Raw genomic sequence first — 27,000 nt, forward strand, 5'->3', positions numbered from 1 at the left:
CTTGCTGGCCAGTATGGCGATGAGAGCTGAGGGCAGCAGAAGAGGCTGTCCAAAGGAGAATCCTTCTCCCGCCCTGCCTTAGCCAAGCTGCCATGACTAGAGACCAGCCCCCTTTTGGGTTCAGGATCGACTTGCCCCCCAGCAAGGCCAAACTTTTGCGCTTGGGTCTTGGGGATGTCTACAGCTGCCTTGTAGAGCAGACCCTGCAATCCCTACCAGGAGTGGCCTAGTCGAGGGTTGGGTAGAGCCTAAAAATGGGAGGCATGCTACTGTCAGAAGGCAATGGCGGCTCCAGGGATAGGATCGGAACTCATTGGCGGCTTCAGGGCCCCGCTGGCTGCTGCCCGGAAGCCAGCTGGAGCTGCAGGGAGTATGTCAACCTAGAAAAACCCTTCTAGTCGCGGGTCAAACCTTGTCGTTGTTTTGAGGTCACCATGCGGATCCCGACTTGCACCTATCGCATCCAGTTTCACGCCGGTTTTGACTTCGAGGCAGCACGGCAAATTGTCCCCTACCTCAAGTTGCTGGGTATCAGCGATCTGTACGCTTCTCCCATCTTTCAAGCTCGCAAAGGCAGCACCCACGGCTACGACGTGGTGGATCCCACGCAGATCAACTGCGAACTGGGGGGAATCGAAAAATTTGAAATTCTATGGGAAACTCTCCACCAGCATGGAATTGACTGGATCCAGGACATTGTTCCCAATCACATGGCCTATGACGGCCAAAATCGAATGTTAATGGATGTTCTGGAAAGCGGTCCCAACTCAGACTTTATCGATTACTTTGATGTTGACTGGGATCACTCCTATCTTGGTATCAAGGGCAGAATTTTAGCACCGTTTCTGGGAGATTTCTACAATAAATGTTTAGAGTCTGGGCAGATCCAGCTTCGTTACGATGCCGATGGCCTTAGCATTAACTACTACAACTTGAAGTTCCCTCTCAATATCGACACCTACGCCGATGTTTTTACTTACAACTTGGGCAAGTTGCGACGAAAACTAGGACGCAGTCATCCTGACTACGTTAAGCTACTAGGGATCCTCTTCAGCCTCAAATTTATTCCTAGCAAAGAAGATCTTCTAGAGCGTACCGACCAAATTAATTTTGCTAAACACTCTCTGTGGGAGCTTTATACCTCTAGCCCTCATATCCAAAGCTTTTTTGATGAGAATATTGCTATCTTTAATGGCAAACCAGGAGATCCCTCAAGCTTTGATTTACTGGACAGTCTTTTGGCACGGCAAAACTTCCGCCTTTCCTTCTGGAAAGTAGGTGCTGAAGAGATCAACTATCGTCGCTTCTTTACCATCAACGACTTGATCTCACTGCGAGTAGAAGACCGAGAAGTCTTTCGCAAAACGCACCAGCTCATCTTTAAGCTTGTAGAGCAAGGCCGTTTTACAGGCTTGCGTGTTGACCACATTGATGGTCTCTTTAACCCCGAGGAATACCTCCACCGTCTCCGGGAGCGCTGCCCAGATCTCTACATTGTAGTAGAAAAAATACTAGGGCCTGAAGAGAAGCTGCCCCAGCAGTGGCCAGTGCAGGGTACGACAGGTTATGACTTTCTAGCTAAGCTGAACGGTATCTTTTGCTGCTCTGAGAACGAAGAAGCTTTTGAGACTCTATACCAAAACTTTACTAATCTACGTCAGTCTCCCGAACAGGTAATCGAGGACAAAAAACGCCTAATCATTGAGCGCAACCTTGCGGGAGACATGGACAACTTGGCCTTTTTGCTTAAGCGGATCACCAGCCATCACCGCTACGCTAACGACTTTACCCTCTACAGTTTGCGCCGAGCCCTGGCAGAGGTTTTGGTGTGTTTCCCAGTCTACCGGGTCTACATCCATGAAGGGATCCTCAGTCCAGAAGGTCAACAGGCTATCCGCCAAGCTGTAGAGAAGGCTAAGGAGAACCTGCCCATCTTGGTCAACGAGCTGAATTTTCTGCAGCGTTTTCTCTGCCTTGAGTTTCCTGAAAATGCTTCAGAAGAAGAGAAAAAAGAGCAAATCTACTTTGCTATGCGTCTACAACAGTTGGCTGGCCCTCTCATGGCTAAAGGGGTAGAGGACACTGCCTTCTATGTTTACAATAGGCTGCTATCCCTAAACGAAGTGGGTGGGGATCTGTGTCGCTTTGGTATTTCTGTCCAAGAGTTCCATCGCTTTAACCAAGAACGAGCAGCCCAGTGGCCCTTCTCAATGAATGCTTCCTCTACCCATGACACCAAACGCGGCGAGGATGTGCGGGCTCGACTGAATGTACTCTCGGAACTACCTGCTGAGTGGGAGAGACATATTAACCTTTGGCACGAGCTAAATGCTGGCTATAAAGCTTACCGCAAGCAAGCGAAGCGTTCGGAGATGCCGGATCGCAACGATGAGTATTTTCTCTACCAGACTCTGATTGGCTCCTATCCCTTTCAGCCGGAGGAAGTTCCCACCTTTATCCAGCGAGTTAAAGACTACGCCATTAAAGCGGTTCGGGAAGCCAAAGTTCACACTGCCTGGCTTCGCCCCGATACCGAATATGAAGCAGCTACCCTTGCTTTCATTGATCAGATCCTGCGGCCCTCAAGCCCCTTCCTGGAGTCTTTCCTGCCCTTTCAGCGCAAAATTGCCCACTTTGGCATCTTTAACTCTCTCTCTCAAACCCTGCTGAAGCTCACTAGCCCCGGGATCCCGGATATCTACCAGGGCACGGAGCTGTGGGATCTCAGTATGGTAGATCCCGACAATCGTCGGCCCGTGGACTTTTCCCGTCGCCTAGCTTACCTCGAAGAAATCCAGCGGCGAATTAAGCAGGATCCTCTGCAACTTATCCAGGATCTTCTGCTCCACCGCCACGACGGCCGCATTAAGCTGTTTCTCATCCACCAGGTGCTAAGGGCACGTCAGGAACAGCGGCAGCTGTTTCTAGAGGGCAGTTATGTTCCCCTGCAAGTAAGCGGCTCCTATGCCAACCACGTCATCGCTTTTGCCCGTCAGCACGACAAACAAGTCGTCCTGGTGGTGGCGCCCCGCTTCTTAACCTCGTTAATTGACGAGACGCAGGATCCTCTAGGAGAAGCTGTTTGGAAAGATACGGAAATTCAACTGCCGCGCTGGAAGCGGCTGGAGTGGGTAAATGGTCTCACCCAAGAAGGGATCCCACCTGGCGACACCTTGCCGGTGGGCGCCGTCCTCAAGTCTTTCCCGGTGGCTCTGCTGTGGGGGCAATCTCGCTGAGGAGCCTAGGGAGCCGCTGCCGCAGGGGTTAGGGTCTGGAAGTTGACAATGCGGGCAAACTCTTGGGGATCGAGGCTAGCGCCCCCCACCAGGACGCCATCAATCTGCGGCTGGGCCATCAGCTCGTCAATATTGCTGGCTTTAACGGAGCCACCGTAGAGGATGGGCAGGTGGTCGGCACCCAGATGCTGGCGGATAAGGCCAATGACGCGGTTGGCCTCAGCCGCTGCACAGGTTTTCCCCGTGCCAATAGCCCAGATTGGCTCGTAGGCAATCACGAGGTTTTGCAGATCGATCCCTGGCAAGGCGCGATCCAACTGCCCCACAATCCAGGACTCGGTTAGGCCCTGTTCCCGCTGTTGCAAGCTTTCCCCCACACAGAGGATGGGAGTGAGCCTGTGCCGCTGGGCCGCTGCCAAGCGCCAGTTGACGGTTTCATCGGTTTCGCCAAAGTATTGCCGCCGCTCGCTGTGGCCGACGATCACGTAGCGCACCCCCAGCTCTGCCAGCATGGGGCCGGAGATCTCTCCCGTAAACGCCCCTTGATCCTCCCAGTGCAGGTTCTGGGCTCCCACAGCAATGCCGGATCCCCGCGTTTCTTCTACCACCACAGCCAGGTCTGTGAAGGGCACGCAGAGAATGATCTGCCGCTGCGGCCTCACCCCTGCAGACGAGGCTTGCAGGGCTGGACGAAACTCGCGCAGAAACTGGCGAGCCTCAGCCTGAGTCTTGTGCATTTTCCAGTTGCCGGCAATGAGGATGGGGCGCAAGATGGATCCTCCCTAAGCGACACAATGATGTAGTCAATCGCTGGGATCCCGAGCCTGGGGGATCCCGAGCTTTTTTCGTATGTCACAGTGTATCAGCAAGAGGTTTCAGAAGAGGGCGAGGGAGGTTGTTGACGCCGCTCCTCCAAGCTGGCCGCAAGGGCAGCTAGGCAGTCTTGGAGGGGGGATCCCTGCTCTAGGTGCCGGACGGCAACGGCATAGGCTTTGGGGTGAGCTTGCAACAAGGCCCGGCTCTGGCGCAGAAAGCGGTTGATGTAGGCCCTCATTTGAGCCGCAGAGGTCAAGGGCTGGGCTGCTGAGATCCCTGCCAGCAGCTTGGCCACCTGTTGTCTATCCTCCTCATCTCCCACCACTTGGCCATATTGGAGAGACTCCGCGGCAGCCCCTGCCATCCAAAACAGGCCGTAGCGCTCTAGATCTGCCCAGGGGATGCCCCCCTGGGCTTCCCAGGTGCGCATGGGGGCTTGATCCAGCTGCACTCCCCCGTAGCCGGGGATCCCGTGTCGGAAAGCCTGCCAGGGGCCCAGCACGTAGCCGCGCAAGGGGATCCCTAGCAGGTGGGCCACCAAAAGGTGTCCTGCCTCGTGGCAGATGACCCGCCGCCGATAGGCTGGAGAAGCCCAATCCAGCAGCGCGCCCAGCAACCCCGAGAGCCGCCCCCCAAAGGCCACCTGCTCGACAATCACCAAGCCCACCATCCCAGCCAAAGGCAGAGCCAACCGCGGCCCCAGGGCCGCCGACACCACCAAGGCCGCCACGATCCAAGCTGCGCGGGTGATTCCAGCCTCTGACATAAGGTTTCTATGCCTTCACCTCCGGTCCTAGCTCGAGCGCCAGCAGCTCGTCGGCCAACTCCAAAAACGCCTCCCGATCCAGATAGGAGACATCTCCCACCCATTCCCCTAGCTTGACCACGTAGACTTCGCTCAAGGTCGGCCGGCGCCGCAGATCGCGCGAATAGGCCTTCACCAGCGCCAGCACCGATTGTTTTTTAACAATTCGCCGGTAGCGGGGATCGTCCCTGGCCCGCACTCGGTAGAGGACTCCTGTTTCATCGCCAATTTCCATCTCAAACTGGCGCTCGCGCACTTCTTCGATATAGAGTTGCCCATCTTCACCCACCTTTTCCCGCTCTTCCACCACCACCTCGTAGCGGCGGGTGCTCAACACCTGCCCAAAAAACAGTCCTCCGTACGGGATCTCGCGAAAGGCTAGCTGCCGGCGGGAGATGGTGTACAGCGGCCCCCACAGAACGGGATAGAGCAACGAGAGAAACCCCGCCAGAAAGGAGACCGCCCCCAGGAAGGATCCCTCGCCAAAAGCGCGAGACAGCACCAGCAGTGCTACGCCCACCAAAATGGCTGTAATGATCCGGCCTACGCTGTTGAGGGCATCGCTCCAGTAGGCTAGGTACTGAATCCGGGTGGGCAGCAGGGGAATGACCGACTCGCACTCTTCTGGGGTGAGCTCCAACAACATGCCCTGGGGTCCTCAAAACAACCAGGCCCACCCTTCTCCCTGATGAGGGTGAACTAGACCCCATCTTAGAATGAGGCAGAGATGCCTTGCTGCTCAATTTGCCCTTGCCACTCCCCCTAGGCGCCGTCGACATTCACAATGCCCGGATCCCAGGTTTCTTCGACCATCAGACAGGAGGTGGCCCAGTTGGACGAGGGATCTCGGCGCGACAAGGCGTGGCTGGGAGATGCGGTGCTGAGCCTATTTGCCCGCCAGTGGCTGCTCGGCCCGCCGCCCGACTGGCAGGTGCCTTCCCCTCCCGGCTGCGATCTTAGCCGCGCCGAACTCTTCACCTGGCTCACCTCCAACCAATTTTTGTCGGCCCTCCGGGACCCTACCCAGCTGGAAGCAGAAATCGGCCTCATCTACGAAAGAGAGGGTCTCCAGGCCGCCTTTGCCTACATACAGGAACAGCTACTGCCCTTGTTCGTGAGACAGGTACACAACCGCGCCAAAACCCTGCGCGGCAAACGGCGCTAGAGTCTTGAACTCCCCTCTCTCACTCCCACAGCCGCCGGATGGGAGAGCGGTGCAAAAGGCGGTGAGTTTCCGCCAACAACTCTGGGATCGGCAGGTGCTCCGGACAGCGGGGCAGACAGTCGCCGCACTCGCTGCAGCGGTCGGCAGGCACTCCTGGAAACCAGTGCCCCGCCTGGCCAAACATGTTGTAGCGGTACTGGGCAAACTCGGTCATCTCATGGGCAATGGCCAAGTTGCGCAGCCGCAGCACCTCTGGGATGTGGATCCCTTCTGGGCAGGGCAAGCAGGCATAGCACTGGCTACAGCGACTGGATCCCAGGCGTTCTTGCTCTGCTTGGCGCAGCCGCTCCTGCACCTGCAGGCCCTCTGTCCACCAGCGCTCGGGATCCCGCAGGGCTGCCAGGGCTGTCTGCAGCTCGCTGGGATGGGTAACGCCCAAACTAAGGGTATGGATACGGGGATCCGCCAGCAAAAAGCGGTAGGCAAACTCCAAGGGGCTAAAGGGCGCACAGCTCTCCTGCAGGCGCTGGGGCGGGCGGTAGAGCATCCCCCCCTTGTCGGCGGGGGAGATGATGAACACTCCCATATCCTGCTGGGCTGCCGCCTCCAGGGCCGCGGCATTGCGCTGCTGGAAAAAGTGGTAGTGCAAATTCACAAAGTCAAAATGGCCCGTCTGGATGGCCTGCAGGATTAGCTCCAGGGATCCATGGGTGGAAAAGCCGATGTAGCGCACCAGGCCCTCCTGCTGCGCCTGCCTAAGGAGCGGCAAGCCCTTCTGCAGTACCCACTCCAGGTGTTCGGGTAGGTTGATGCCGTGGAAGGCAAACTGGTCCAAATACTCCACCCGCAGCCACTGCAGGGATCCCTCCAGCCGTTCCCGCAGCCTCTCGCCGGGCGTGAGCTTGGTGGTTAGGATCAAGCGCTGCCGCGGCACCGCCAGACTCTGCAAGATTTCCCCCAAAAGCACCTCGGCCTGGCCGTAGGCCTGCGCCGTTTCCAGGTGGTTGATCCCTGCTTCTAGCGCCGCTGCCACCGTGGCCTGGGCCTGTTCTGGTGGCACGTTGACCAGGCGCATACTGCCCAAAGAAAAAGCCGACATGAGCTGCTGCGTGCGCCCAAAGCGGCGGTAGAGCATTGGGGAGCTCCCCCCGCTTTCCGGCTCCGGCGCAGCTGGGTGATGTGGGCTCAGCATCGACTTCCTCGGCGATGGACACCCCCCAACTTTACCCCAAGGCCTCTCTAAAAAACGCCACCGCCTCTGCCAGCACCTCCAGGAAGCGATCCACCTCGGCCAGGGTGTTGTAGAGGTAAACGCTGGCCCGGGCTGTCGACTGCACCTGCAAGTGGCGGTGTAGGGGCTGGGTGCAGTGGTGGCCAGCCCGGATGGCAATCCCCTGCTCATCCAGCAGCGTGGACAGATCGTGGGGGTGAATGCCCTCCACCGCAAAGCTAACCAGCCCTGCCCGGCGCGCCGGATCCTTGGGACCATAGACTGTAATGCCTGGAAGGCGCTGGATCCCTTCCAGGAGGCGAGCGGTTAGCTTTTGCTCATGGGCATGCACGCGCTCTAGCCCAATCTGGCTTAAGTAGTCGACGGCTGCCCCCAAGCCCACCGCTTGGGCAATGGCTGGCGTGCCTGCCTCAAACTTGTGGGGGATATCGGCATAGGTGGCGTGATCCCAGTCCACCTCGGCAATCATCTCGCCCCCACCCAAAAAGGGCGGCATGGCCCGCAGCAGCTCCCGTTTGCCGTAGAGCACCCCAATGCCTGTGGGACCGCACATCTTATGGCCAGAAAAGGCCAGCCAATCGCAATCCAGGGCCTGCACATCCACTGGCATGTGGGGCACACTTTGACAGGCATCCAGAAGCACCTTAGCCCCATAGTGATGGGCTAGCGCAATCACCTCCTGAACAGGGTTAATGGATCCCAGCATGTTGGAGACGTGGGTCACCGCCACCAGACGGGTGCGATTGCCGAGTAAAGAGCGGTAGTGCTCCAGATCCAACTCACCCTCGGCCGTGATGCGGATGAACTTGAGGCAGGCCCCCGTCTTTTGAGCCACGAATTGCCAGGGGATTAGGTTGCTGTGGTGCTCCATCACCGACAGGATGATCTCATCCCCCCGCTCTAAGGTGCTCATGCCCCAACTGTAGGCCACCAAGTTAATGGCTTCGCTGGCGTTGCGGGTGTAGATGATCTCCTGCGGGGAAGGTGCATTGACAAAACGGGCAATCTTCTCCCGCGCCCCCTCGTAGGCCTCCGTGGCTTCGTTGCCCAGGGTATGCACCCCCCGGTGTACGTTGGCGTTGCTGTGGCGGTAGTAGTGATCCATCGCCTGCAAAACCGCCAGCGGCTTCTGAGAAGTGGCCGCGTTGTCAAAGTAGATGAGCGGCTGGCCGTTGATCTGGCGCTGCAGGATTGGAAAATCCAACCGCACCTGGGCAGCTAGGTCGGCAGCGGAGTCAAAAGCCTGTTCCAGCTTGGGAGAAGAAAGAGGGGATACCGCCATAGTCTGCGCAGAAGCCTACCTCCCTCAGTATGGCATTGCTCTGGCCAGCCGCCCCGAAAACTCTCCCTTGCTGGCAGAAGAGAGTTGTCACGGACTGTAATTTGATGTTAAGTTTGTTTACATCCAGTTACAAGGCATTACCCATGCAACCCTCTCCTAGGATCCCTTCCCGCCTCGACTCCGCTTCTGTGGCCCAATACTACGACACCACCAACGACTGGATCCCGAGCTGGACAGAGCAGGCGGAGCGTTGGAATGGTCGCCTAGCCATGGTGGGTTTGGTGATTAGCGTTGCTACAGAGGCGCTGGTGGGCCACAGTGTTTTCGCCACCACTCTCGCCCAGTGGCTGGGACTGCAATAGTTCAGTACGCCAGCACCAGGTCGGGCGTCTTGCCTAGGTCTAGGGACTTGCCCAAGCGGTTAACTTTTTGACTTAACGGAACAGGCCGATGAGACTCGACAATCCCTTCCTTCCCTACATTGCCGTTATGGTGAGCGGGCTGGTGGCGGCTGTTGTCCTCGGTTCAATAGCTTTCTTCAACTCCAAGCGCCCTGCGGGCTGGGAGGGTGCTGCTCGTCCGCGATACGTGCCTCAGTACGAGGCTTCGCCCACGTGGGAAATTGGCTGGACTGAGCAAGCTGAGCGGTGGAACGGGCGTTTGGCCATGCTGGGATTTGCCATCAGCATTGCAGTGGAAGCCCTGGTAGGCCACAGCGTGCTGGCTTCTGTCCTAGGGCTGCGCTGAGCTGGCTTCAACAGGAAATCTCTCAGGGTGGCCTGAGAAGTCAGGGCTTTCGTTGGCCAAACGGGGGTTGGGGTAGATCCTTGCTAAGGAGTTTGGGACTCTACCCCAGCCCTTTGCTTTTCTGCAACTTGAGGATCTGGGCCACCACCCCCAGGGTTTCTTCGTAAAGATAGTCGGGGCCAGGCCGCTGCAACTCGGCAGCCAGGAGCGTTTCTAGAGAATCGTGCTCCAGGGGGGTTACCTGGCGAACCACGCATCTCTGGGCACCTCCCATGGCCTCCATACGCATGCATCCCGTGGTTTCCGAACAGAGCACGGTGCAGGCGTCAACTTCCTGGTTGCTGGAGGTGAGGCGCAGCCCGATGAGATCCCCCGGCTGGCTCATTTCGGAAGCCAAAGGTACGGCAGCCAATTCTGCCCTCACCTCGCCTCCTGTTTGGGTTTGGAAGCGGATGCGGTCAATCTCATAGTCATGTTCCTGAGTCTGGGCTCGCTCGGTGGGCGTCCACCCTAGCCGGCTGGCTAGCCAGCCCAAGAAAAGGAGAGCCTGGCAGGGATTGCCGGCTTTGTAGTCAATCGTTACCTGATCTATCCAGTACAGCGACTCCCGCCGGTCGGGGGGATCGAAGGCTTGGGCAGTAAGCTCCTGCCAGGGCAGCAGCCGGCGCCAGTTGAGATCCCCGCAGTGGTGGCCCTCGCGGATGAGAAGGTCCATTTCCTGCAGGTCTTCCTCAGGATTGACAAAGCCTCGCGAATCGACAATGACCCGGTTGCTCAGGGCCACCAACTTTTGAAACAGCAAGCTGTTTAAGTCCAGGTTTCCTTGCCACCACAAGAAGGTGGGCAGGTTGGGGATCAGCAGGGAAGCCACGGTGCTGCAAGCGCGCACAAAAGCCGATTCCGGCGCTTTCAGGGTGATGTATTCGCAACACACCAGTGAGCTGCGCTGCTCACGGGTTACCGGGCAATAGGCGGCTACCTGGGCCTCGATGGCGTCCTCTGCGGCTCCCTCCCGTTTGGCCCTTAGGTCGATGACGCGGCAGGGGTTCTGACTGGCAATGGCTTCAACGGTGGGGGAGGGCAGCAACAAGGCGTCGTCTAGCGCTTCGTACACCAGCAGGGTAAAGGTGGCAGCCCGGGCGGCGACGCTCTCTTCCTTAGAGGACCAGATCTTGGTTAGCTCCTGCTCAATCTCCTCAAGGGAGACATCTTTTGGGGCTTGCAGAGGCAGGACAGCAGCAGGCTGATCCATGGTCTCCTCCGGCAGTAGGCTCTTGCTCGATCCTAGACAGGTAGGCCGGCTGCTCTGGAGGGGCTTAAGGTGAGGTACAGATTGGCCGGCTCCAGCCCTCGCACCCCATCCAGGCAACAGCAGGCTTAGGCGGGCCGGGGCTGGATGCTCAGCTCCAGCGGTCGACCGGGATCCCCTACCAAAACCAAGCCGCGGCCATTGGCATGCAGATGGCGCACAATCCAGTACAGCGTTTCGACGCGCTCCGGGCAGCCCAGTTTTTCCGCCAACTGGGGCAAGGTCAGGGATCCCTTTTGCTCTCGCATCACCTCCAGCACCTGACGCTGGAGCTGCAGGACGGCGTTGGCTGCTTTCTTGCCCGCTTCCACCCCCGGCTGGTGGTAGGCGTTGACCTGGATGAGAGAGGCGTAGAGGCCCACTGCCCGTTCGTAGAGAGCAATCAGGGCTCCCACGGAGCGGGCATCCACCCGCGGCAGGGTTACGGTAATGGAGTCGCGCCCGTTTTCGTAGAGGGCTTGGCGGGTGCCCTGCAGCAGGCCGTCTAGGTAGTCGCCACTGGTTACCTCGGGCTCTACAAAGGGGGAAGGGATCCCGGGCTCGCGATCCTGGAGCACCTCGATGAAGGTCACAAAGAAGTTGTTGAGACCATCCCGCAGCTGCTGCACGTAGGCGTGCTGATCCGTGGTGCCCTTGTTGCCGTAGACGGTTAAGCCCTGCTCCACCAGGTTGCCCTTTAGGTCGTGGGACTTGCCCAGGGATTCCATCACCAACTGCTGTAGGTAGCGGCTAAACAGCGCCAGGCGGTCTTTGTAGGGTAAAACCACCATATCCTTGCGCCCCCGCCCCTCGCCGACGATGTACCAGGCCATGGCCAAGAGGGCAGCGGGGTTGCGCTCCAGATGGGGTACGCGGGTGGCCTCGTCCATGGTGGCGGCCCCGGCCAGCAAAGCCCGGATATCGATCCCCTGCAGCGCCGCCGGCAACAGGCCTACCGCCGAGGTTGCTGACGTGCGCCCCCCCACCCAGTCGAAGATGGGAAAAATTGCCAGCCACCCCTCCTGCCGTGCCTGCTGCTCCAATTGGCTGCCAGGGCCGGTAATGGCCACCGCATGAGCAGGAAAGGGGATCCCCGCCTTCTGGTAGGCCAGCGCCACCTCCACCAAGCCATTGCGCGACTCAGGTGTGCTGCCGGACTTGGAGGCAACAATTACTAGGGTTTGTCCCAGTTTGTCCGCTAGCCGCCCCAGCACGCGATCAAACCCGTCGGGATCCGTGTTGTCGATGAAGTGGATGTTCAAGGGCGGCTGCAGCGGAGCCAGGGCCTCGGCCACAAACTGCGGCCCCAGGGCCGATCCGCCAATGCCAATCCAGAGCAGCTCAGTGAAACATCCTCCCCCACTAGCCGGGATTGTGCCGCGGTGGATCTTTTCTGCAAAGGTCTCCACCTGTTCAATACACTCCTGAATTGCCTGCCGGATCTCCGGCGTGGGGGCCAGCTGCGGCGCCCGCAGCCAGTAGTGGCCCACCTGGCGGCCTTCGTCGGGGTTAGCGATGGCCCCGGCTTCTAGAGCCTGCATCTGAGCAAAGGCCTGGGCAAAGAGAGGCCGCAGCGCCTCCACTTGGGCAGGGGTAAAGCGGATGCGGCTGATATCCACAAAAATTTCCAGCTCGGGGTGGTAGTAAAGCCAATCGCAGTAGCGCTGCCAGAGTTGGAGGCTGTCCATGGGATCCCTGCTGCCAAAGCCGTAACCAGCTTACCAAAGCCTCCCCGCTGGGAGGTGCCGCCGGCGAGATAGATCCCTGGGCCAAGAAGCCGATAGAATTCGAGGCACGGGTTGTTGCAATGCTGGCCTAAACGGTGCAGGCCCAGGCCTCCTTCCATGCCCCTCGAGTGTGACCGGCAGTGGATGGAACGCTGCCTCTTTTTGGCTCGCTCCACACCACAGCGCCCCTCCCCTAACCCGCGGGTAGCTTGCGTTATTGTCGGGGGGGATCAGGTGGTGGGGGAAGGCGTTCATCCGGGAGCCGGCCAGCCCCACGCCGAGGTGTTGGCCTTGCAGCAGGCGGGATCCCTGGCCAAGGGCGCTACCCTCTACGTCAACTTAGAGCCCTGCAACCACTACGGGCGCACCCCTCCCTGTACTGAGGCCATCCTGGCTGCCGGGATCCGGCGGGTGGTGGTGGGGATGCAGGATCCCAACCCACTGGTGGCCGGCAAAGGGATCCGCCGCCTGCAGGAGGCCGGGGTCGAGGTAACCGTGGGAGTGCTGGAGCGGGAGTGCCAAGAGCTCAACGAGGGCTTTGCCTTTGCCATTGTGCGGAAGCAGTGCTTTGGCCTGCTCAAATACGCCATGACCCTAGACGGCAAGAGCGCTGCCGTCACCGGCCACAGCCAGTGGATTAGCAACCCCCTGGCGCGAGAGTGGGTTCACCGCCAGCGGGCCTGGCACGACGCGGTCATCGTGGGATCCAAAACCGTCTGGCACGACAACCCCCGCCTGACCTGCCGCCTGCCGGATTTTCAGGGATCCCAGCCCCTGCGGGTGGTTCTCAGCCGCTCCCTAAACCTACCCCCCGTGGCCCACCTCTGGCAGGTGGAGGAGGCGCCAACTTTGGTGATGACAGAAGCCACCGAGACCCATCCCCTCTGGCGATCCCTGGCCCAGCAAGGGGTGGAGCTGCTGCACCTGGATCAAGTAACCCCGGCTCGAGCAGCGCAGGTTCTCTTTGAGCGAGGCTGTCTGAGCGCCCTCTGGGAATGCGGCGGCACCCTGGCCTGGGCTGCCCTCAAGGATGGAGCCATCCAGAAGGTGGCTGCCTTCATTGCTCCCAAGCTCCTGGGGGGGGCCAACGCACCAACCCCGGTAGCAGGCGAAGGGATCCCTGACGTCAACCAGAGCTGGCAACTGCTGGAGCCGCAACTGCAGACCTTGGGAGACAACTGGCTCATTAGCGGAAAGCTTGCCCCCTCCCCCTCTACCCGCTGAGACAGTTGTTTTAGCGACTCCGGGGAATTCGGCTTACTGGCCTAGCTCGGAGATAGAGAAGACTGGCCCGATATTGCACCAGCAAATTGCGCAGGTAGAGGAGCAGGTTGCGCTGGTAGAGCAAACGGGTGTTGCGGTAAATAAGCTTGCTGCGGCAACTAAGCGCTTGGCTGCGCCGCTTCAGGGAGGCCTGAAGAGAACGCTGGAGAGCTAGGGAGCTACGCCTTTGCCGTGCCATATCCAAACCCTTGAGGCTGGATCCAGTGTAAGGGAGCCCTAGTCGGGCAGTCGCCAAGGGACTAGCTAGCCCAAGCAGCAGCCCAACCGCCTGTTGTCCGACCTTCTCTCCCAGAAAGGCAACTTCAGCGTCTCTTTGCCAATGACACGTCAGCAGCAGTGTTGTTACACTAAATTGCAGCGCAGATTACGATATGTTGATTATCCTTGCCATCGTTATCCTGCTGGGATTTTGGGCGCTGCGTCTGATGGAGCAAGCTTTCCAGCGCCAGGAGTTCTCGCGCATGCTGGCGGGAACCTTGGTAGCCATGGCTGCTGGCGGCGTCTTGACCTGTTACTTCCTGATGAGCGATATCCTACGCCTGTTGTTTCCTCTGCAAGCCCACTCTTCTTCCTCCTATGTTCAAGATCTCCTCTCGGATCTCAGCTGGCTCGAATAGGCCAGTTGGGCTAACAACCAGGCTTTAATACGCTGGATCATGAGATAGTTGGGGGCAAGCAAGTTTTGGTAGAGCAACTGTGTGAAAGCGTCGATAGGGCTGAACTCTTGCCCAACTGGGAAAGGATAGCTAAAGCCCAGTGGAGTTAGGTGATCCCCCTCGAGACACTGCCATTCGGTGTGCTCTCCGTACTTGCGAGAAAGCTGTTGGTAGAGCAGCGGAATATCATCGATATCATCCCGCTGAAACTCAACAAGCAGGTTGTTCCTAACTGGGTATTCCTCTTCAACGAGGCGATTGGTCTCTGCTGGAGAAGGCTCAAACTCTAGCCACAAATTCACGGGTGGCGACGAGGATCCCATCCACATCCGCCACAGATCGCTGAGTTGTTGTTGGGGCCACGCCTGGGCCAAGGCCTGCAACACTGGCAGTGCCCGCGCTAGCCCAGCATTGCTGTAGGCCAAAAAAATATTGCCGCGCCGCTGGGATCCCAAAGAAGGAAGGGCTAGGCAGGAAAGGATCTGCAGCTTACCGCCAAGGCTGTGGCCCAAGCCAAAGAGGGGCAACCCCATCAAACCTTTGCTCTGCAGGCTTCTATGGAAAGATTGGGCTGCCTTGAAAGCAATTTGGGCATGATCAATGTCGGTGGGGTAGGCGGTAGCCACAACGGCCATGCCCATGCGGGCCAATTCTTCCAACAGACGGCTGTAGAAAAATTGCGGGGCGGATCCCACAAACGCTCCGCCCAGAAAGTGGATCACGGCGCGGGGTTGGGGAGGCAGAAGCAACCAAGTCTCTCCGTCTGTTTGCCAAGTCAGTGTCACGGCGCTGCACCCCCGCCCGCAATGTTGAATAGGCCCCACAAGCTGTTACTAGCGGGATCCCACTCTATCCTACCGAGTCGACGGGTTTGGATCCCTAGCCAAGTCAGGGGGTAGCCCCCTCCTCCCCAAGGGGATAGGCTTCTTGGGCAATCCAGAGGGCCCCCAGCAAGAGGGAGGTTTTTAGAACAGCAGCGTGCAGAAGCTGGTCAACAGCAACAGCAAGGCTGTCAGGAGCAGGCTAAAGCTCCACAACCGCAAAGCGGCAACCAGCAGGATCCCGATAACCCAGATAAGCAAGGCATTCCAGTAGGGTCGGTTGGAACCTTGGGAGACGTTAATCTTCTGAAAGAAAGGCAGCAGGATAAACGCCACATCCACCATTAGACGCGGCAGCCGCAGATCCTGAGGCAGCGGCTGATTGCGCACCGCCAAATACAGCAGTCCCCAGCTTACTACTAGCGGGATGGCCAACAGATAGCTCGACTCAGCCAGCAGCGGTCGATCCACCAGTAGGGGAAACAGAGGGCTAATCCCCCAGCCTAGGTAGAGGTAAAAGTCGAACTTCAAAAGTGGCTGCAGCAGAGGGGGCAGGTTAAGGCGCTGCAGCTGTTGCTGAATCCTACTCCCCTGAGCTTTCGCTCCCCTCTTTTGAGGGATCGGCTTTGCCCCAGCTCGCCAACCGCAGTGGTCACAGTAGGGAGACTTGTACCGATAGGCCGGGATTGGCTTACCGCAGGAAGGGCAGCGCTGGAGAGGACGCGGTTGAGAACTGGAGGCCATGACCACCCGTGATGCTCCTGCTCTAGCATGCCTCAAGTGCGTTCAGTTGATTCCCAGGGCAAAAGACAACGTGATACAAGCTGCCCCCAGGGCTGCCCCGGCAAGAACCTGGAGGGGCGTATGGCCCAGCAACTCCCTCAAGTAGGGCTCCTGGAAGCGATCGGCGCCCTTTTCTTCCAGCCATTCTTCCAGAAGGCGGTTCAACACCCGCGCCTGCTTGCCAGCGGCCTGGCGGATCCCAGCAGCATCGTACATCACTACCAAAGCAAAGACCACTGTTGCCGCAAACAGGAGGCTATCCCAACCTTCCTCCAGCCCCACTCCCACGGCCAAAGCGGTCACCAGCGCCGCATGGGAGCTGGGCATCCCCCCCGTCTCCACCAAGACCCGCAGGTTGAGCTTGCCCGAGCGCACATAAGCTAGGACTAGCTTGATGGCCTGGGCTAACACACTGGCCAGCAGAGCAACCCAGAGAACGTGATTAGCCATCAACTGTTGCAGCATAGGGCTCTCCGGCGCAGGAACAGGAGCAAGGTCTCCACGGGGGGCAGGAGGGATCCCTCTAATGCTGGCGGCGAGTGATGAAATCGGCCAGGGCCAACAGCGGTTCAGCTTGGGATCCGTAGGGACGCAGCGCCTCCTTAGCCGATTGGATCAGCTCCTCGGCCTTCTGCCGGGAAGCTTCTAGGCCCAACAAGCTGGGATAGGTAGCTTTGGCGGCAGCTTGATCCTTACCTGCCGTTTTGCCCAATTGCTCGCTGGTGGCGGTAATATCCAAAATGTCGTCCACGATCTGGAAAGCCAGGCCGATATCCTGGGCGTAGTGGCCGAGGCGGGCCAGCAGCTCCTCATCGGCCCCTGCGAGGATCCCTCCCGAGACCACCGCCGCTTCCAGGAGAGCGCCAGTTTTGTGGCGGTGGATGTATTCCAAGGTCTCCAGGGAAATGACCTTGCCCTCCGACTCCAGATCCACCACCTGGCCTCCCACCAAGCCAGTTGCCGCAGCCGCATGGCCAATGCGGGCAATTACCTCCAGCACTCGCTGCGGCGGCACCCCTCGCGTTTGGCTAGCAATATGCTCAAAGGCATAGGCCAGCAGGGCATCGCCCGCCAAAATGGCAATATCCTCGCCAAACACCTTGTGATTGGTGGGTTTGCCGCGGCGAAAATCGTCGTTGTCCATTGCCGGCAGGTCGTCGTGGATCAACGACATGGTGTGGATCATCTCCAGGGCGCAGGCAGTGGGCATAGCCTGCTCCACAGAGCCACCGGCCAACTCACAGGCTGCCAGGCAGAGGATGGGCCTAAGGCGCTTCCCTCCTGCCAAGAGGCTGTAGCGCATTGCCTCATAGATGCGTTCTGGGTATGCCGGCCTAACTGCAGCTGAAAGCGCCTCCTCCACCTGTTGCTGCCGCTGGCTTAGATAGGTTTCTAGGTCGAAGGTTTGGGCAACCAAGGGAGATTTCCTCTTAACTCAGCAACAGCGGGATCCCTGGCGGGCAGCTGACATTATCGCATGTTGCTCGAACTCGGGATCCACGCTCTAGCCCCTCCAAGCTGCAAAAGCTTACTGGGGCTTATGGCGAGGATAGCTAGGGAGGAAAGTGCCGGGATCTCTGGAGGATGAGCTTGCGCTGTTTGTCATCTCGATGTCAGGATTCACTAAGGATCTTCACCTGCTTGGTCTTTCATGTCCCACTCACCTGCCTACCTTAGCGCTTCTCCTGCTACCAATGGCGATGGCAATCGCCTACTGCGGGCAGCCCGCGGGGAAGAGGTGGATCGCCCGCCAGTTTGGATGATGCGCCAGGCGGGCCGCTACATGGCAGCCTACCGCGAGCTGCAGAGCAAGTACACCTTCAAGCAGCGCTGTGAGATCCCGGAGCTGGCCATCGAGATCTCCTTGCAACCCTTTCGCGCCTTTGCCCCCGACGGCGTGATCCTGTTTAGCGACATCCTCACTCCCCTCGAGGGCATGGGCATTGCCTTTGAGCTGGTGGAGAACCAGGGGCCGATTATCGACCCGCCAATTCGCTCCCAGGCCCAAATTGAGCAAATCCGACCCCTAGAGCCAGAAGAAAGCTTGCCCTTTATCAAAACTATCCTCACTACCTTGCGCCGTGAGGTGGAAGGGAAGGCAACCCTGCTGGGCTTTGTTGGCTTACCTTGGACCTTGGCCTGCTACGCTGTCGAGGGGCGTAGCTCCAAAGACTATGCCTACATTAAGAGCTTGGCTTTCACCCAGCCTCAGCTTCTGCACCAGCTGCTGAGCAAGCTGGCCAATAGCATTGCCCGCTACGTGATCTACCAAATTGAGAGTGGCGCCCAGGTGGTGCAGTTGTTTGATACCTGGGCCGGGCAGCTCAGCCCCAGCGACTACGAAACCTGGGCTTTGCCCTACCAAAAGCAAGTGGTGGAGCAGGTCAAGGCTCGGTATCCCCACGTGCCGCTGATCCTCTACATCAACGGCAGCGCTGGTTTGCTAGAGCGGGTGGGTAAAGCTGGTATCGATGTGTTTAGCCTCGATTGGATGAGCGACATGGCAGAAGCCAGGGCTCGCCTAGGATCCCTGGCTGTCCAGGGCAACCTCGATCCGATGGTGTTGCTGGGATCGCCGGAGTTGATCCGCCAACGCACCCTGGAGGTGATTCAGAAGGCGGGACCCCGGGGGCACATCATGAACCTGGGACACGGGGTTCACCCAGCCACCCCTGAAGCTAATGTCCACTACTTCTTCGAAACAGTACGCCAGTCCCCCGAGCTCCTGAGGGCTGCTTCGCAAGCCCTGTGAACCACCCCCCAGCTGCAGCTTGCTTCCGCAAAGCAGTAGCCGGGGCTCTTGAGTAGCCCTGCAATTGACAAGCCAGCCACGAGTTTGCAAAGGCAGCCCCCCAGAGCGCTCACCTTTGCCCTGTTGGAGTCTGCCTCCTCTTGAGATCTCTCCCGTCCGCAGAGCTCAGCCAGTCATTACCCTCAATCAAGCTCGAAAGAGCCGCCCTCCTCTTCCAGCCTCCAGCTTGCTGCCAAGGCGTCTGCCATTGCCGCCTGCAACGCGCGAGTATCCGCCCACAGTTGCGCGGGATCCGACAGCGGATCCGACAGAGGCACCAAACGCAAGATGCGGTTCTCCCGAACCAAGTCAATGACCACGCTGGGCCGTTCCGTGTCCCCCTCTGCTAGCTCCGCGGGGGAGGGATCGCGTAAGCAGGCGTAGTCAAAGCTGTTGAGGTTTAGGTAAAGGCTGCGGTTGGCCACCAAGGTAGCTGCGGTTGCATCCTGAAATACCTCCATCACATAGCCCTCCCCCTGCCTTTGCACCTGACCCTCGACAATATCGAAGTAGCGAACCCGCCCCAAATCCGACAAAAGACGGTAAATGTCACGCTTGTTAACCAAAATTCCGTTATCTACGATACAGGGGGCCCAAGGACGAGTGTCTGTCATGGGGCAGTTGGTCTTGAGGAGCAAGCGGATTGACAACAGCCAAGAAGCAATTAGAAGTAATGCTCAACAACAGCTAACCAATCATCGCAAATCCTCTAGAAAATAGCAATCCCCCACAACTCTCAGACTGGAGCAAACAAAACCCGAGAGCCTCAGCCAACCAAGATGAGAAAAGGCTTAGCTCTGCCCTCCCTCGAATGTACCACAGCTTTCCAAAAAGGGGCACAGATCTCCTCCTTCAAGTATCTCCAAGGTAAAGGACAAGGGAAGCTGGTCGATAGCCAGCAAATTTTCACCTGTATATTGGGGGAAAATAGGCAGCTAAAGGGTTTGAGACACTAGATATTGTAGGTAATGGTGGGGACAGCCCATTGAGACCGAACCTCTGCCCCAGGATGGCTCCCGGCTATCCCTTTCATTTGCCCGGAAAGTGATGCGCGAAGGCCCCTAGCTTTAGCTATGGGGATGAAGCGCTGTTTTTCTTATCCGCTCGAGCATGTGATGTTGCATGCTAGCTAGGGAAGCCAAGCTACTCAACGGAACACCAGAGCAGTACCAAGCTCTGAATGAGGCCATTCGTATCCTTTGAATACAAGCAGTCGGGGTGGAAACTTTCACCTGACGGGATGGCCATCACCTTCACCGACGGCAACCAGGCAGGTACCTTTGCCTTGTACTGCAACGGCAAAGCCAGACAGCTTATCCTCGGCTCCAAGATCAACTGGGTGCGGGTGGTGCGCAGAGCGGATGGATACTACGCCCAGTTCTGCCTGGACAGAGAGCGCTGGGCCCAGGGCAAGTACACCGGCCAGGTGGTGGGTCTCGATCTGGGGCTGCACCACTTCTACACCGACCGCAAGGGGAACACGGTAGATTGTCCCAAGTTTTTGCGCCGGAGCGATAAGCGGCTGAAAAGACATCAACGCAAGTTGAGCAGGATATTCGTCAAGGGAGCTGAGCGGAACTTCTACCAGAAATGGAGAAAGAGGTTGGGCAAGGTACACCTGAAAGTCCAGCGCCAGCGTAGAGACTGGGCTATGAAGCTGGCCCGGTACGTGGTGCTCGCCTCTGGCGGTGCAGAGCGCTTTGTCGAACAACGTCGTGGCGTATGAGGATTTGCAGGTGAAGAACCACCGCTTGGCCAAGTCCATGCTAGAGATCCCCACACTGCTCTTGGTTCAAACAATGACACTCTCTAACGCCAGCCTAGAAAGCCTAGAAATTATTCATCAAATGATTGTTCGAATAGCGAGGGTGTTTTTTGGCACAAAACCCACTGCGGTTCCTCTTCACGATAGTACTCTTTTTTCCAGATTGGCAGCCGATGCTTGATGGCATTGATGATGTAGCGTGTTCCAGCAAAGGCAGCAGCTCGATGGACAGCGGTAGTACCAACCCACACTGCGATGTCGCCAATCGCAAGATGGCCCTGACGGTGACAGGCGATAGCGCCACAGAGATTGAACTTAGAGCAGGCCTCCCGGAGGATCCTTTCGCCCTCCTTCTCGGCGAGGATTTCATAAACTTCGTACTCTAAGCTGAGAACAGTCCTTCCCCTGTTGTGATTGCGTACCCAACCCTCGAAGGTTACGAGGGCACCCGCTGTGCTATCGGCAAGTAAGCGGCTGAGCTCGGTTGTTTGGATAGCAGTGTCACTAATCAAAAACCGCAGCATCTAACCTCCACAGACTGGCGGAATAAAAATTACGAAGGCGTGGTCGTCAACCGGACTAGTTAGGTCACAAAATTCGTGATTGACAGCAACTTTAATATCTTTCGCTGCCAGTGGGAAGCCATACTTTGCCTTCACCTGCTGATACAACTCCAGGTAGCTTGATGCATTGGTTTGGAGCACTTCTCTACTTCGTTGAGCCTGCTCCCTCAGCATCGCCACATACTGGATAGTTACAGTTTTGGTCAGGATGGACTGAGTTGTCATAGTTTCGATTACCTTGGGCTTAAAAGACGTTCAAAGGCAGCATACTCCTCTGGGGTATTGACGTTCATCAGTTCGGCCTCACAGTCAGGAGTGACTAGGGTACAGGGTTGGCTGCCAAGGACTTTAACAGGGCAGTATACCCCGGCTGCATAGGCAGCCCTCAGCACTGCTGCAGCCTGAGGAGTATAGATTGCACAGAGAGCCTCTGGAAAGCCAAGTTTGGGGTTAGCATAACAGGTCACCACCGTTTCAGCTTGATAGTGCTCCATTAGCTTTTGGATTGTCTTTGCTTGCAGATTGAGGAGATCGCAAGCAACAACTAACCAGTTAGCTTCGGGATGGGTGTTCAGGGCAGTCAGCAGACCACTGATTGGGCCAACGCTTTCTACTTGATCCGGCAGCGTGGGCAGCAACTCCAGTGGCGTACCCAACCACTGACCGGCACGCGCTGATAGATAAACTCGCTGGCAGTAGGGTTGTAGCAATTCATAGAGATAGGCAGCATAGGGTTTGCCAGTGTGGTTCAGCAGAGCCTTATCCCGGCCCATGCGCTTGCTCTGACCCCCTGTGAGTACCAGACCGTAGAGAGGACGCTCCAGGAGGGCGTTTTTGCCGCCGGACTTGGTCACTAGGCGGGTGTCTCGAATACAGATGTGGGGTGACACCGACTTGCACATGTCGTAGATCGTCAGCGCCGCTACCGAAGCACCACAGAGGGCCTCCATTTCAACGCCTGTTTTGGCGCTAGTTTTGACAGTGCAGTGAATAGTTACAAGCAAACGATCATCAATTTTGATATCAAAGGTGCAGCTCTCGACGGGAATCTGGTGACAAAAGGGGATCAGTTGCTCAGTCTTTTTAACAGCCATAGTACCCGCGATAACTGCTGTCTGAAACACCACTCCTTTCTCAAGGTAAATATCTTGACCAACAATATATGTACTCAAAGCAGGCGGCAATTGAACTATTGCTTGAGCTGTCGCTACTCGCAAAGATGCAGATTTGTTACTGACATCCACCATCTGCGGTTGGCCCTGAGCATCAAGATGCGCCCATACACGATCAGCCTCACCCATAGATCTAGCCCCCTAAACTGTACATCGGATGTAAAACCTGCTCGATCCTGCGCATTGGCTTCATCCCTAAAAGCTGTTGATAAATCTGTCGGCGTTGTTCTGGTGTCACATCACGGATTGGCAAGCCGTTTTCGGTAAATAGGCAAGCAAAAAGACGTCCATCGGCGGTCAAGCGCCAGCGCGAGCAGGTGCTGCAGAAAGGTTGCGACTCGGAGGCAATAAATCCGATTTTGGCAGCCCCATCGACTGTGAAGTAGAATGCTGTAGAATCGGGTACCGTCGGCAGCTGGGTTAGGGTATAGCGTTCCTTTAGGCGAGCAATACACTCTTGTGCTGAAATGTAGCGCTCATCATAAATATGGTTGGCATAGCCAATCCGCATCAGCTCCAAAAAGCGAACTGTCACACCTGTCTCGCGAGCAAATTCAACAAAATCAAACAGCTCATGATCGTTGACGCCGCGCATCAGAACTGTGTTGAGCTTGATGCTAAACCCCTGAGAAATACCCTCCCGGATATTACGAAGAATATCGGCAAGGCAGTCTCGGTGTGTGATCCAGGCTTCAGTAGCAGGCTGAAGGCTGTCGAGACTGATGTTCAGATTATGAACATTGGCAGCTTTAAGGACATCCCAGTAGAGGTGCAACAGCAGTCCATTAGTCGTGAGGCTGAGGGAGGGAATTTTCAGCTCAGCAAGCCCCTGCATGATTTCGGCAAACTCGCGCCGAACCAGGGGTTCGCCACCTGTGATACGAACTTCCTCGATGCCATAGTCCAGCAGCTCACCGATAATGTCTTTGTATTGCTGCGGACTTAGATAGCTGCTTTTGTCCATGAACTCAGGATACAGGGGCATACAGTAGCGACAGCGCAGGTTGCATTGATCGGTCAGGGAGACCCTCAGCTTGCGAATGCGGCGGTTCCATTGATCAACTAGTTGCATCCTAGTACCAGGGATAGAATAAAAAGACTTCGCCAGCCTTAAAGACCACTTGATCTTGGGGGAGCTCTACAAAGCCATCGCTGGTTGCCAGAGCAACAAAGTCGCCAGAGCTCTGAGGCATGATTAGTGTGAGGGCTTGGTTGCTACCAAGCTTGGCAGGTACAAAAAAAGTGAGATTAGGCTCAAAGGTAATGGTCTCACCCAGATAGCCGGAATAAACGGTGCGGTTCAGCAGATAGCGATGCAGACACACAAGAGCTGAGACAGGATTGCCTGGTAGCCCCCAGACAATGGTGTTAGCTTGATGATCAATGCCAAACCACATCGGCTTGCCCGGTTTTTGGGCGACACCGTGAATATAGGCAGTAACGCCACAATGTTGCCAAATTCGAGGTAAGTAGTCGCGTTTTCCCTTCGAGATACCGCCGGTGTAAATCAAGAGGTCATAGCTTTGGGTGTTAGTTTGGTAGTGGGCGATAATGCTAGCCGGCTCATCGGGGATGTGGTCAATCTCGACCTCGGTGTAACCGTAGGCGAGGAGAGCAGCTCTGAGGGCGTAAGCGTTGGAGCATCGCAGTTGATAGGGTGTGGGAGTTTGCTCGATGGAGACCAATTCATCACCTGTGGCTACAAGTTTGATGCGGGGAGCTGCTTCGACTTGGACATGGCTGTAGCCGAAGGAGGCTAGAATGCCGATATGAACGCTCTTGAGGGTAATGCCGGGGTGGAGAACGAGTGCCCCTGCGATGCAGTCGCTGCCTTGTCGATGAATAAAATCACCTCTGCTGCGCTCAACTTCATAGGTGATGGTAGCGACTCCCTGCTCGATACGAATCTGCTCGTAGGGGACGACAAGATCGCTACCCAGCGGCAGGGGACAGCCGGTCATCACTTCGAAGCACTGCTGCGGGTCGGCCAGCGTGGCAGCGCTTACCCCAGCGGCAGCCATGCCCGCAACCCTAAAGCGGCGCTGCCCAGCGGCATAGGCAGCGTAGTTAATGGCAATGCCGTCCACCATGACGCGGTTAATCGGCGGGTAGTCACGATCGGCATAGATCGGCTCAGCAAGAACCCGGCCTGCGCACTTCGCGATTGGGATCGACTCGGTTCTAGGTGGCAGCCACTGGGCTTTGATAACGGCTTCAGCTTCTTGGACGCTGATCATAAGCGCTGAAAGTAAGGCCAACGAATGGAGTGTCCGAGTATGAGCTGCACCTACCCTAGCAGCGCTTATCTTGGCTCCAGGGTGAGGAGAATTCCTGAAAGGCAGGTACAAAGTTACGGTTTTCGTGCTTGGAGCAACTAAGCTTAATGAGGGCAAAGCGCTGCAAGGGCGTTAGCTTTTGCCACAGCTCAAGGGTCAGCACAACCCCCCTGGCTGCTGCTTGCTCAAGGACGCTGGCAGGGATTGCGGTGGCATCTTCCCAAGCCGGTTTTGGATCAACAGGCAGCTCACTAGCTTGTTCTTGGCAGACATTTTCAATAAGGTGAATCAGGTACTCGCGGTAGGCAGCACGGTCGGCAGCAGTATCAGTTGGTCGGTCAATCAAGCTTTGGCGCTGCTGACGACTAAAACGCAGCCACTGATGTAGTTTGAGTTTGATGCCACACTGATCCAGCTTCAAGCGCACAACCATAGGGATGCAGCGGAGGCTATCGGCAAAGTCTTGCTCGAACTGAAAGATCATCGCGTTACCCAAGACATAAAGTGGGCTTAGATTGACAGGGGTTCGATGCGACGAAGTCTGACGGCACAGGCTTTAAGTTCAGGTTGCTTCGAGCTAGGGCAGGCAACCGAGTGAGTGAGGGCATTGCAGGCGGCATCTTCACCCCACAATGGTCCCCAATGCATCGGCATAAATACCGTGCCGGGGCTGATCGCCCGGGTTATTTTAACCGGAAGGGTAGCCTTGCCTCGCCGTGATTCAACCCTTACCCAGTCGCCCTCGGTGAGCCCTAACCTGTCAGCATCACGGGGGTGAATCTCGAGAAAAGGCTGGGGGTGCATTGCTCGAATTTTGGCTACATGGCCAGTACGGGTTTGGGTGTGCCAATGGCCATAGAGGCGTCCTGTAGTGAGGACATAGGGATAGTCGGGATCCGGTGGTTCGGCAAGGCCGTGTGAATGACTGGCGATGAAACGAGCGCGACCTGTAGGCGTTGGAAAGTGGTGATTGGTATAGAGGTTGCGGGTCTCGATTGGTCCAGTACGGGGATAAGGCCACTGTTGGGGGCCTTGGTGCAGGAGCTCATGACTGAGGCCAGAAAGATCACAGGGACGCCCAGCAGTAAGACCGACATATTCGGCAAAAACTGCTGCGCTATCGGCAAAGCTAAACGCCTTGGCAAAGCCCAGACGGCGGCCTACTTCCGCCCAAATTTCCCAATCAGCCCGTGCTTCACCGGGGGGATGGCGCCACGCCGGACAGAGGGTAACGCGGCGCTCGGAGTTGGTCATGGTGCCCGTTTTTTCACCCCACTGAGCAGCAGGCAGCACCAGATGCGCGTAGGCAGTGGTTTCGGTAGGAAAGTAGGCATCTTGGACAATCGTGAAAGGCGATCGCGAGAGCGCTGCTGCTACCCGGTGCAGGTCGGGCAAGCTCACCAGCGGGTTGGTGGCGGCAATCCAGAAAACATCCAGGGCGTCAGCCTCCAGAGCGCGAATCATCCCGAGAGCATCGAGGCCAGGCTCAGGATTGATTGGGCCAAGCTGCCAATACTGCTCCACAGCAGCGCGATCTTCCGGGTTCGTAACCTTGCGATAGCCGGGCAAGAGGTGGGCCAAGCCACCCGCCTCTCGGCCGCCCATGGCGTTAGGCTGCCCCGTCAGCGAGAACGGCCCTGCCCCCGCAAAGCCTATTTGGCCAGTGAGCAAATGGAGATTGATAAGACTTGTAACCTTGGCAGTACCTTCGCTGGACTGGTTAAGCCCCATTGACCACATGGAAAGGGTTTTCCGGGAGTGCTGCCAGAGTCGAGCGACGGCAATTACATCCTCAATTTCTATGCCGCAGCGACTAGCCACACGCGCAGGAGTGTACTCGGCCACCAGAGCTGCATAGGTCTCAAAGCCTTCGGTGTGTTGGGCAATGAAGTCGTGGTTGATGGCCCCCCACTGAATGAGTAGATGGGCAATACCATTGAGCAAATCAATGTCGCTGCCTGGAGCAATCCCAAGATATAGATCTGCACCCTCAGCCGTCTCGGTACGGCGGGGATCCACAACCACCACCTTCAAACTCGGGTCGCTCTTGTGGCGCTTGCGTAGGCGATTGAACAAAATTGGGTGGCACTCAGCGGTGTTAGTGCCGATCAAAAAGGCAAGCTCACAGCTATCGAGGTCAGAGTAGCTACAGGGAGGGCCATCTGAACCCAAGCTTTGGCAGTAGCCCTCCACGGCAGAGGACATGCAAAGGCGCGAGTTGCTGTCAAAGTTATTACTGCCCAGGCAGCCCTTGAGTAGCTTTTGAGCAACGTAATAATCTTCAGTATGCAACTGCCCTGAACCATAGATCGCAATTCGCTCGGGGCGACTCTGGCGAATGCGCTCCACGATCAAATCCAGCGCTTGATCCCAGCTAATCGGCTGAAAATCATCGCGGAGGCTGGAGCGATAAAGAGGCACGGTGGCACGGTTGTGATCAAGGGTTTCGAGAAGGGTGGCACCCTTAACACAAACCATGCCTTGACTGGAGGGATGAGACCGATCCCCACGAATTCTTGTGCCGCCAGCCAGAATTTCCAGGCCACAACCAACCCCGCAGTAGGGACAGAGGCTACGCACGTTATCCATTGC

Annotated in this window: 27 protein-coding genes; 8 read left to right on the forward strand and 19 right to left on the reverse strand. The window is 57.3% G+C overall.

The window, feature by feature from the left end:
* Positions 1 to 434: 434 nt before the first annotated feature.
* A complete protein-coding gene (treY, locus tag NW827_RS10995; RefSeq protein ID WP_414404060.1) occupies positions 435 to 3,236 on the forward strand; it encodes a malto-oligosyltrehalose synthase in 2,802 nt (933 codons plus the stop codon).
* 5 nt (positions 3,237 to 3,241) lie between these two features.
* Here treY and tpiA read toward each other — a convergent pair whose 3' ends face one another.
* From tpiA to NW827_RS11010, 3 genes are all read right to left on the reverse strand, one after another.
* A complete protein-coding gene (tpiA, locus tag NW827_RS11000; RefSeq protein WP_414370455.1) occupies positions 3,242 to 4,006 on the reverse strand; it encodes a triose-phosphate isomerase in 765 nt (254 codons plus the stop codon).
* Positions 4,007 to 4,098: 92 nt separating this feature from the next.
* Positions 4,099 to 4,818, reverse strand: coding sequence for a hypothetical protein (locus NW827_RS11005; protein ID WP_414404061.1), 720 nt, complete (start codon positions 4,816 to 4,818; stop codon positions 4,099 to 4,101).
* 7 nt (positions 4,819 to 4,825) lie between these two features.
* Entirely contained in the window at positions 4,826 to 5,503 is a 678-nt protein-coding gene (locus NW827_RS11010; RefSeq protein ID WP_414404062.1) for a hypothetical protein, read from the reverse strand.
* Between the two features lie 138 nt (positions 5,504 to 5,641).
* Between NW827_RS11010 and NW827_RS11015 the strand changes: the two genes are divergently transcribed.
* Entirely contained in the window at positions 5,642 to 6,022 is a 381-nt protein-coding gene (locus NW827_RS11015) for a hypothetical protein (protein WP_414359912.1), read from the forward strand.
* A gap of 19 nt (positions 6,023 to 6,041) precedes the next feature.
* Here NW827_RS11015 and NW827_RS11020 read toward each other — a convergent pair whose 3' ends face one another.
* A complete protein-coding gene (locus tag NW827_RS11020) occupies positions 6,042 to 7,157 on the reverse strand; it encodes an aldo/keto reductase (protein ID WP_414404097.1) in 1,116 nt (371 codons plus the stop codon).
* 88 nt (positions 7,158 to 7,245) lie between these two features.
* A complete protein-coding gene (locus NW827_RS11025) occupies positions 7,246 to 8,535 on the reverse strand; it encodes a cysteine desulfurase (RefSeq protein ID WP_414404063.1) in 1,290 nt (429 codons plus the stop codon).
* Positions 8,536 to 8,678: 143 nt separating this feature from the next.
* On the opposite strand from NW827_RS11025, the gene NW827_RS11030 reads away from it, so the two are divergent.
* Entirely contained in the window at positions 8,679 to 8,897 is a 219-nt protein-coding gene (locus tag NW827_RS11030) for a hypothetical protein (RefSeq protein WP_414404064.1), read from the forward strand.
* Between the two features lie 88 nt (positions 8,898 to 8,985).
* Positions 8,986 to 9,282: a photosystem II assembly protein Psb35 gene (gene psb35, locus NW827_RS11035; protein ID WP_414359919.1), complete on the forward strand. Its 297-nt coding sequence runs from the start codon at positions 8,986 to 8,988 to the stop codon at positions 9,280 to 9,282.
* A gap of 100 nt (positions 9,283 to 9,382) precedes the next feature.
* Here psb35 and NW827_RS11040 read toward each other — a convergent pair whose 3' ends face one another.
* Positions 9,383 to 10,534, reverse strand: a complete 1,152-nt coding sequence (locus NW827_RS11040) for a glucose-6-phosphate dehydrogenase assembly protein OpcA (RefSeq protein ID WP_414404065.1) — start codon at positions 10,532 to 10,534, stop codon at positions 9,383 to 9,385.
* Between the two features lie 125 nt (positions 10,535 to 10,659).
* On the reverse strand, positions 10,660 to 12,258 hold the full coding sequence (locus NW827_RS11045; RefSeq protein ID WP_414503690.1) for a glucose-6-phosphate isomerase: 1,599 nt from the start codon (positions 12,256 to 12,258) through the stop codon (positions 10,660 to 10,662).
* A 156-nt stretch (positions 12,259 to 12,414) separates the two neighbouring features.
* On the opposite strand from NW827_RS11045, the gene ribD reads away from it, so the two are divergent.
* Positions 12,415 to 13,521 (forward strand): bifunctional diaminohydroxyphosphoribosylaminopyrimidine deaminase/5-amino-6-(5-phosphoribosylamino)uracil reductase RibD, encoded by a 1,107-nt coding sequence (gene ribD, locus NW827_RS11050; protein ID WP_414404067.1) that lies wholly within the window; start codon positions 12,415 to 12,417, stop codon positions 13,519 to 13,521.
* A 431-nt stretch (positions 13,522 to 13,952) separates the two neighbouring features.
* The gene (locus tag NW827_RS11055; protein ID WP_414359932.1) at positions 13,953 to 14,198 is read left to right on the forward strand and encodes a hypothetical protein; all 246 of its coding nucleotides are present in this window, start codon (positions 13,953 to 13,955) and stop codon (positions 14,196 to 14,198) included.
* Here NW827_RS11055 and NW827_RS11060 read toward each other — a convergent pair.
* From NW827_RS11060 to crtE, 4 genes are all read right to left on the reverse strand, one after another.
* A complete protein-coding gene (locus NW827_RS11060) occupies positions 14,162 to 15,022 on the reverse strand; it encodes a DUF1350 family protein (RefSeq protein WP_414404068.1) in 861 nt (286 codons plus the stop codon). The two genes, NW827_RS11055 and NW827_RS11060, sit on opposite strands and share 37 nt — an antisense overlap.
* Positions 15,023 to 15,202: 180 nt before the next feature.
* Positions 15,203 to 15,589: a hypothetical protein gene (locus tag NW827_RS11065; protein WP_414503691.1), complete on the reverse strand. Its 387-nt coding sequence runs from the start codon at positions 15,587 to 15,589 to the stop codon at positions 15,203 to 15,205.
* 255 nt (positions 15,590 to 15,844) lie between these two features.
* A complete protein-coding gene (locus NW827_RS11070) occupies positions 15,845 to 16,306 on the reverse strand; it encodes a divergent PAP2 family protein (protein WP_414359940.1) in 462 nt (153 codons plus the stop codon).
* A 58-nt stretch (positions 16,307 to 16,364) separates the two neighbouring features.
* Positions 16,365 to 17,258, reverse strand: a complete 894-nt coding sequence (gene crtE / locus NW827_RS11075; RefSeq protein WP_414359943.1) for a geranylgeranyl diphosphate synthase CrtE — start codon at positions 17,256 to 17,258, stop codon at positions 16,365 to 16,367.
* Between the two features lie 234 nt (positions 17,259 to 17,492).
* Between crtE and hemE the strand changes: the two genes are divergently transcribed.
* Entirely contained in the window at positions 17,493 to 18,593 is a 1,101-nt protein-coding gene (gene hemE / locus NW827_RS11080; RefSeq protein ID WP_414404070.1) for a uroporphyrinogen decarboxylase, read from the forward strand.
* Positions 18,594 to 18,775: 182 nt separating this feature from the next.
* On the opposite strand, the gene NW827_RS11085 is transcribed toward hemE, so the two are convergent.
* Positions 18,776 to 19,198 (reverse strand): hypothetical protein, encoded by a 423-nt coding sequence (locus NW827_RS11085; protein ID WP_414404071.1) that lies wholly within the window; start codon positions 19,196 to 19,198, stop codon positions 18,776 to 18,778.
* Between the two features lie 674 nt (positions 19,199 to 19,872).
* Between NW827_RS11085 and NW827_RS11090 the strand changes: the two genes are divergently transcribed.
* Positions 19,873 to 20,358 (forward strand): transposase, encoded by a 486-nt coding sequence (locus tag NW827_RS11090; protein ID WP_414404072.1) that lies wholly within the window; start codon positions 19,873 to 19,875, stop codon positions 20,356 to 20,358.
* A 110-nt stretch (positions 20,359 to 20,468) separates the two neighbouring features.
* On the opposite strand, the gene NW827_RS11095 is transcribed toward NW827_RS11090, so the two are convergent.
* Genes NW827_RS11095 through NW827_RS11125 form a run of 7 tightly spaced genes read right to left on the reverse strand, consistent with a single transcriptional unit; the run spans position 20,469 to position 26,997 of the window.
* Positions 20,469 to 20,921: a molybdopterin synthase catalytic subunit gene (locus NW827_RS11095; RefSeq protein ID WP_414503692.1), complete on the reverse strand. Its 453-nt coding sequence runs from the start codon at positions 20,919 to 20,921 to the stop codon at positions 20,469 to 20,471.
* Positions 20,922 to 21,185 (reverse strand): MoaD/ThiS family protein, encoded by a 264-nt coding sequence (locus NW827_RS11100; RefSeq protein ID WP_414359954.1) that lies wholly within the window; start codon positions 21,183 to 21,185, stop codon positions 20,922 to 20,924.
* A gap of 8 nt (positions 21,186 to 21,193) precedes the next feature.
* The gene (gene moaC / locus NW827_RS11105; RefSeq protein WP_414404074.1) at positions 21,194 to 22,261 is read right to left on the reverse strand and encodes a cyclic pyranopterin monophosphate synthase MoaC; all 1,068 of its coding nucleotides are present in this window, start codon (positions 22,259 to 22,261) and stop codon (positions 21,194 to 21,196) included.
* Between the two features lie 4 nt (positions 22,262 to 22,265).
* Positions 22,266 to 23,204, reverse strand: a complete 939-nt coding sequence (gene moaA, locus NW827_RS11110) for a GTP 3',8-cyclase MoaA (protein WP_414404075.1) — start codon at positions 23,202 to 23,204, stop codon at positions 22,266 to 22,268.
* A 1-nt stretch (position 23,205) separates the two neighbouring features.
* Positions 23,206 to 24,369: a molybdopterin molybdotransferase MoeA gene (locus tag NW827_RS11115; RefSeq protein ID WP_414404076.1), complete on the reverse strand. Its 1,164-nt coding sequence runs from the start codon at positions 24,367 to 24,369 to the stop codon at positions 23,206 to 23,208.
* A 55-nt stretch (positions 24,370 to 24,424) separates the two neighbouring features.
* Positions 24,425 to 24,892, reverse strand: a complete 468-nt coding sequence (locus NW827_RS11120) for a nitrate reductase associated protein (protein ID WP_414335726.1) — start codon at positions 24,890 to 24,892, stop codon at positions 24,425 to 24,427.
* Between the two features lie 26 nt (positions 24,893 to 24,918).
* Complete coding sequence (locus NW827_RS11125) at positions 24,919 to 26,997, reverse strand: molybdopterin oxidoreductase family protein (RefSeq protein ID WP_414359966.1); 2,079 nt, start codon at positions 26,995 to 26,997, stop codon at positions 24,919 to 24,921.
* Positions 26,998 to 27,000 lie beyond the last annotated feature (3 nt).

The organism is Synechococcus sp. H70.1 (assembly GCF_047502705.1).
Taxonomy (GTDB): domain Bacteria; phylum Cyanobacteriota; class Cyanobacteriia; order Thermostichales; family Thermostichaceae; genus Thermostichus.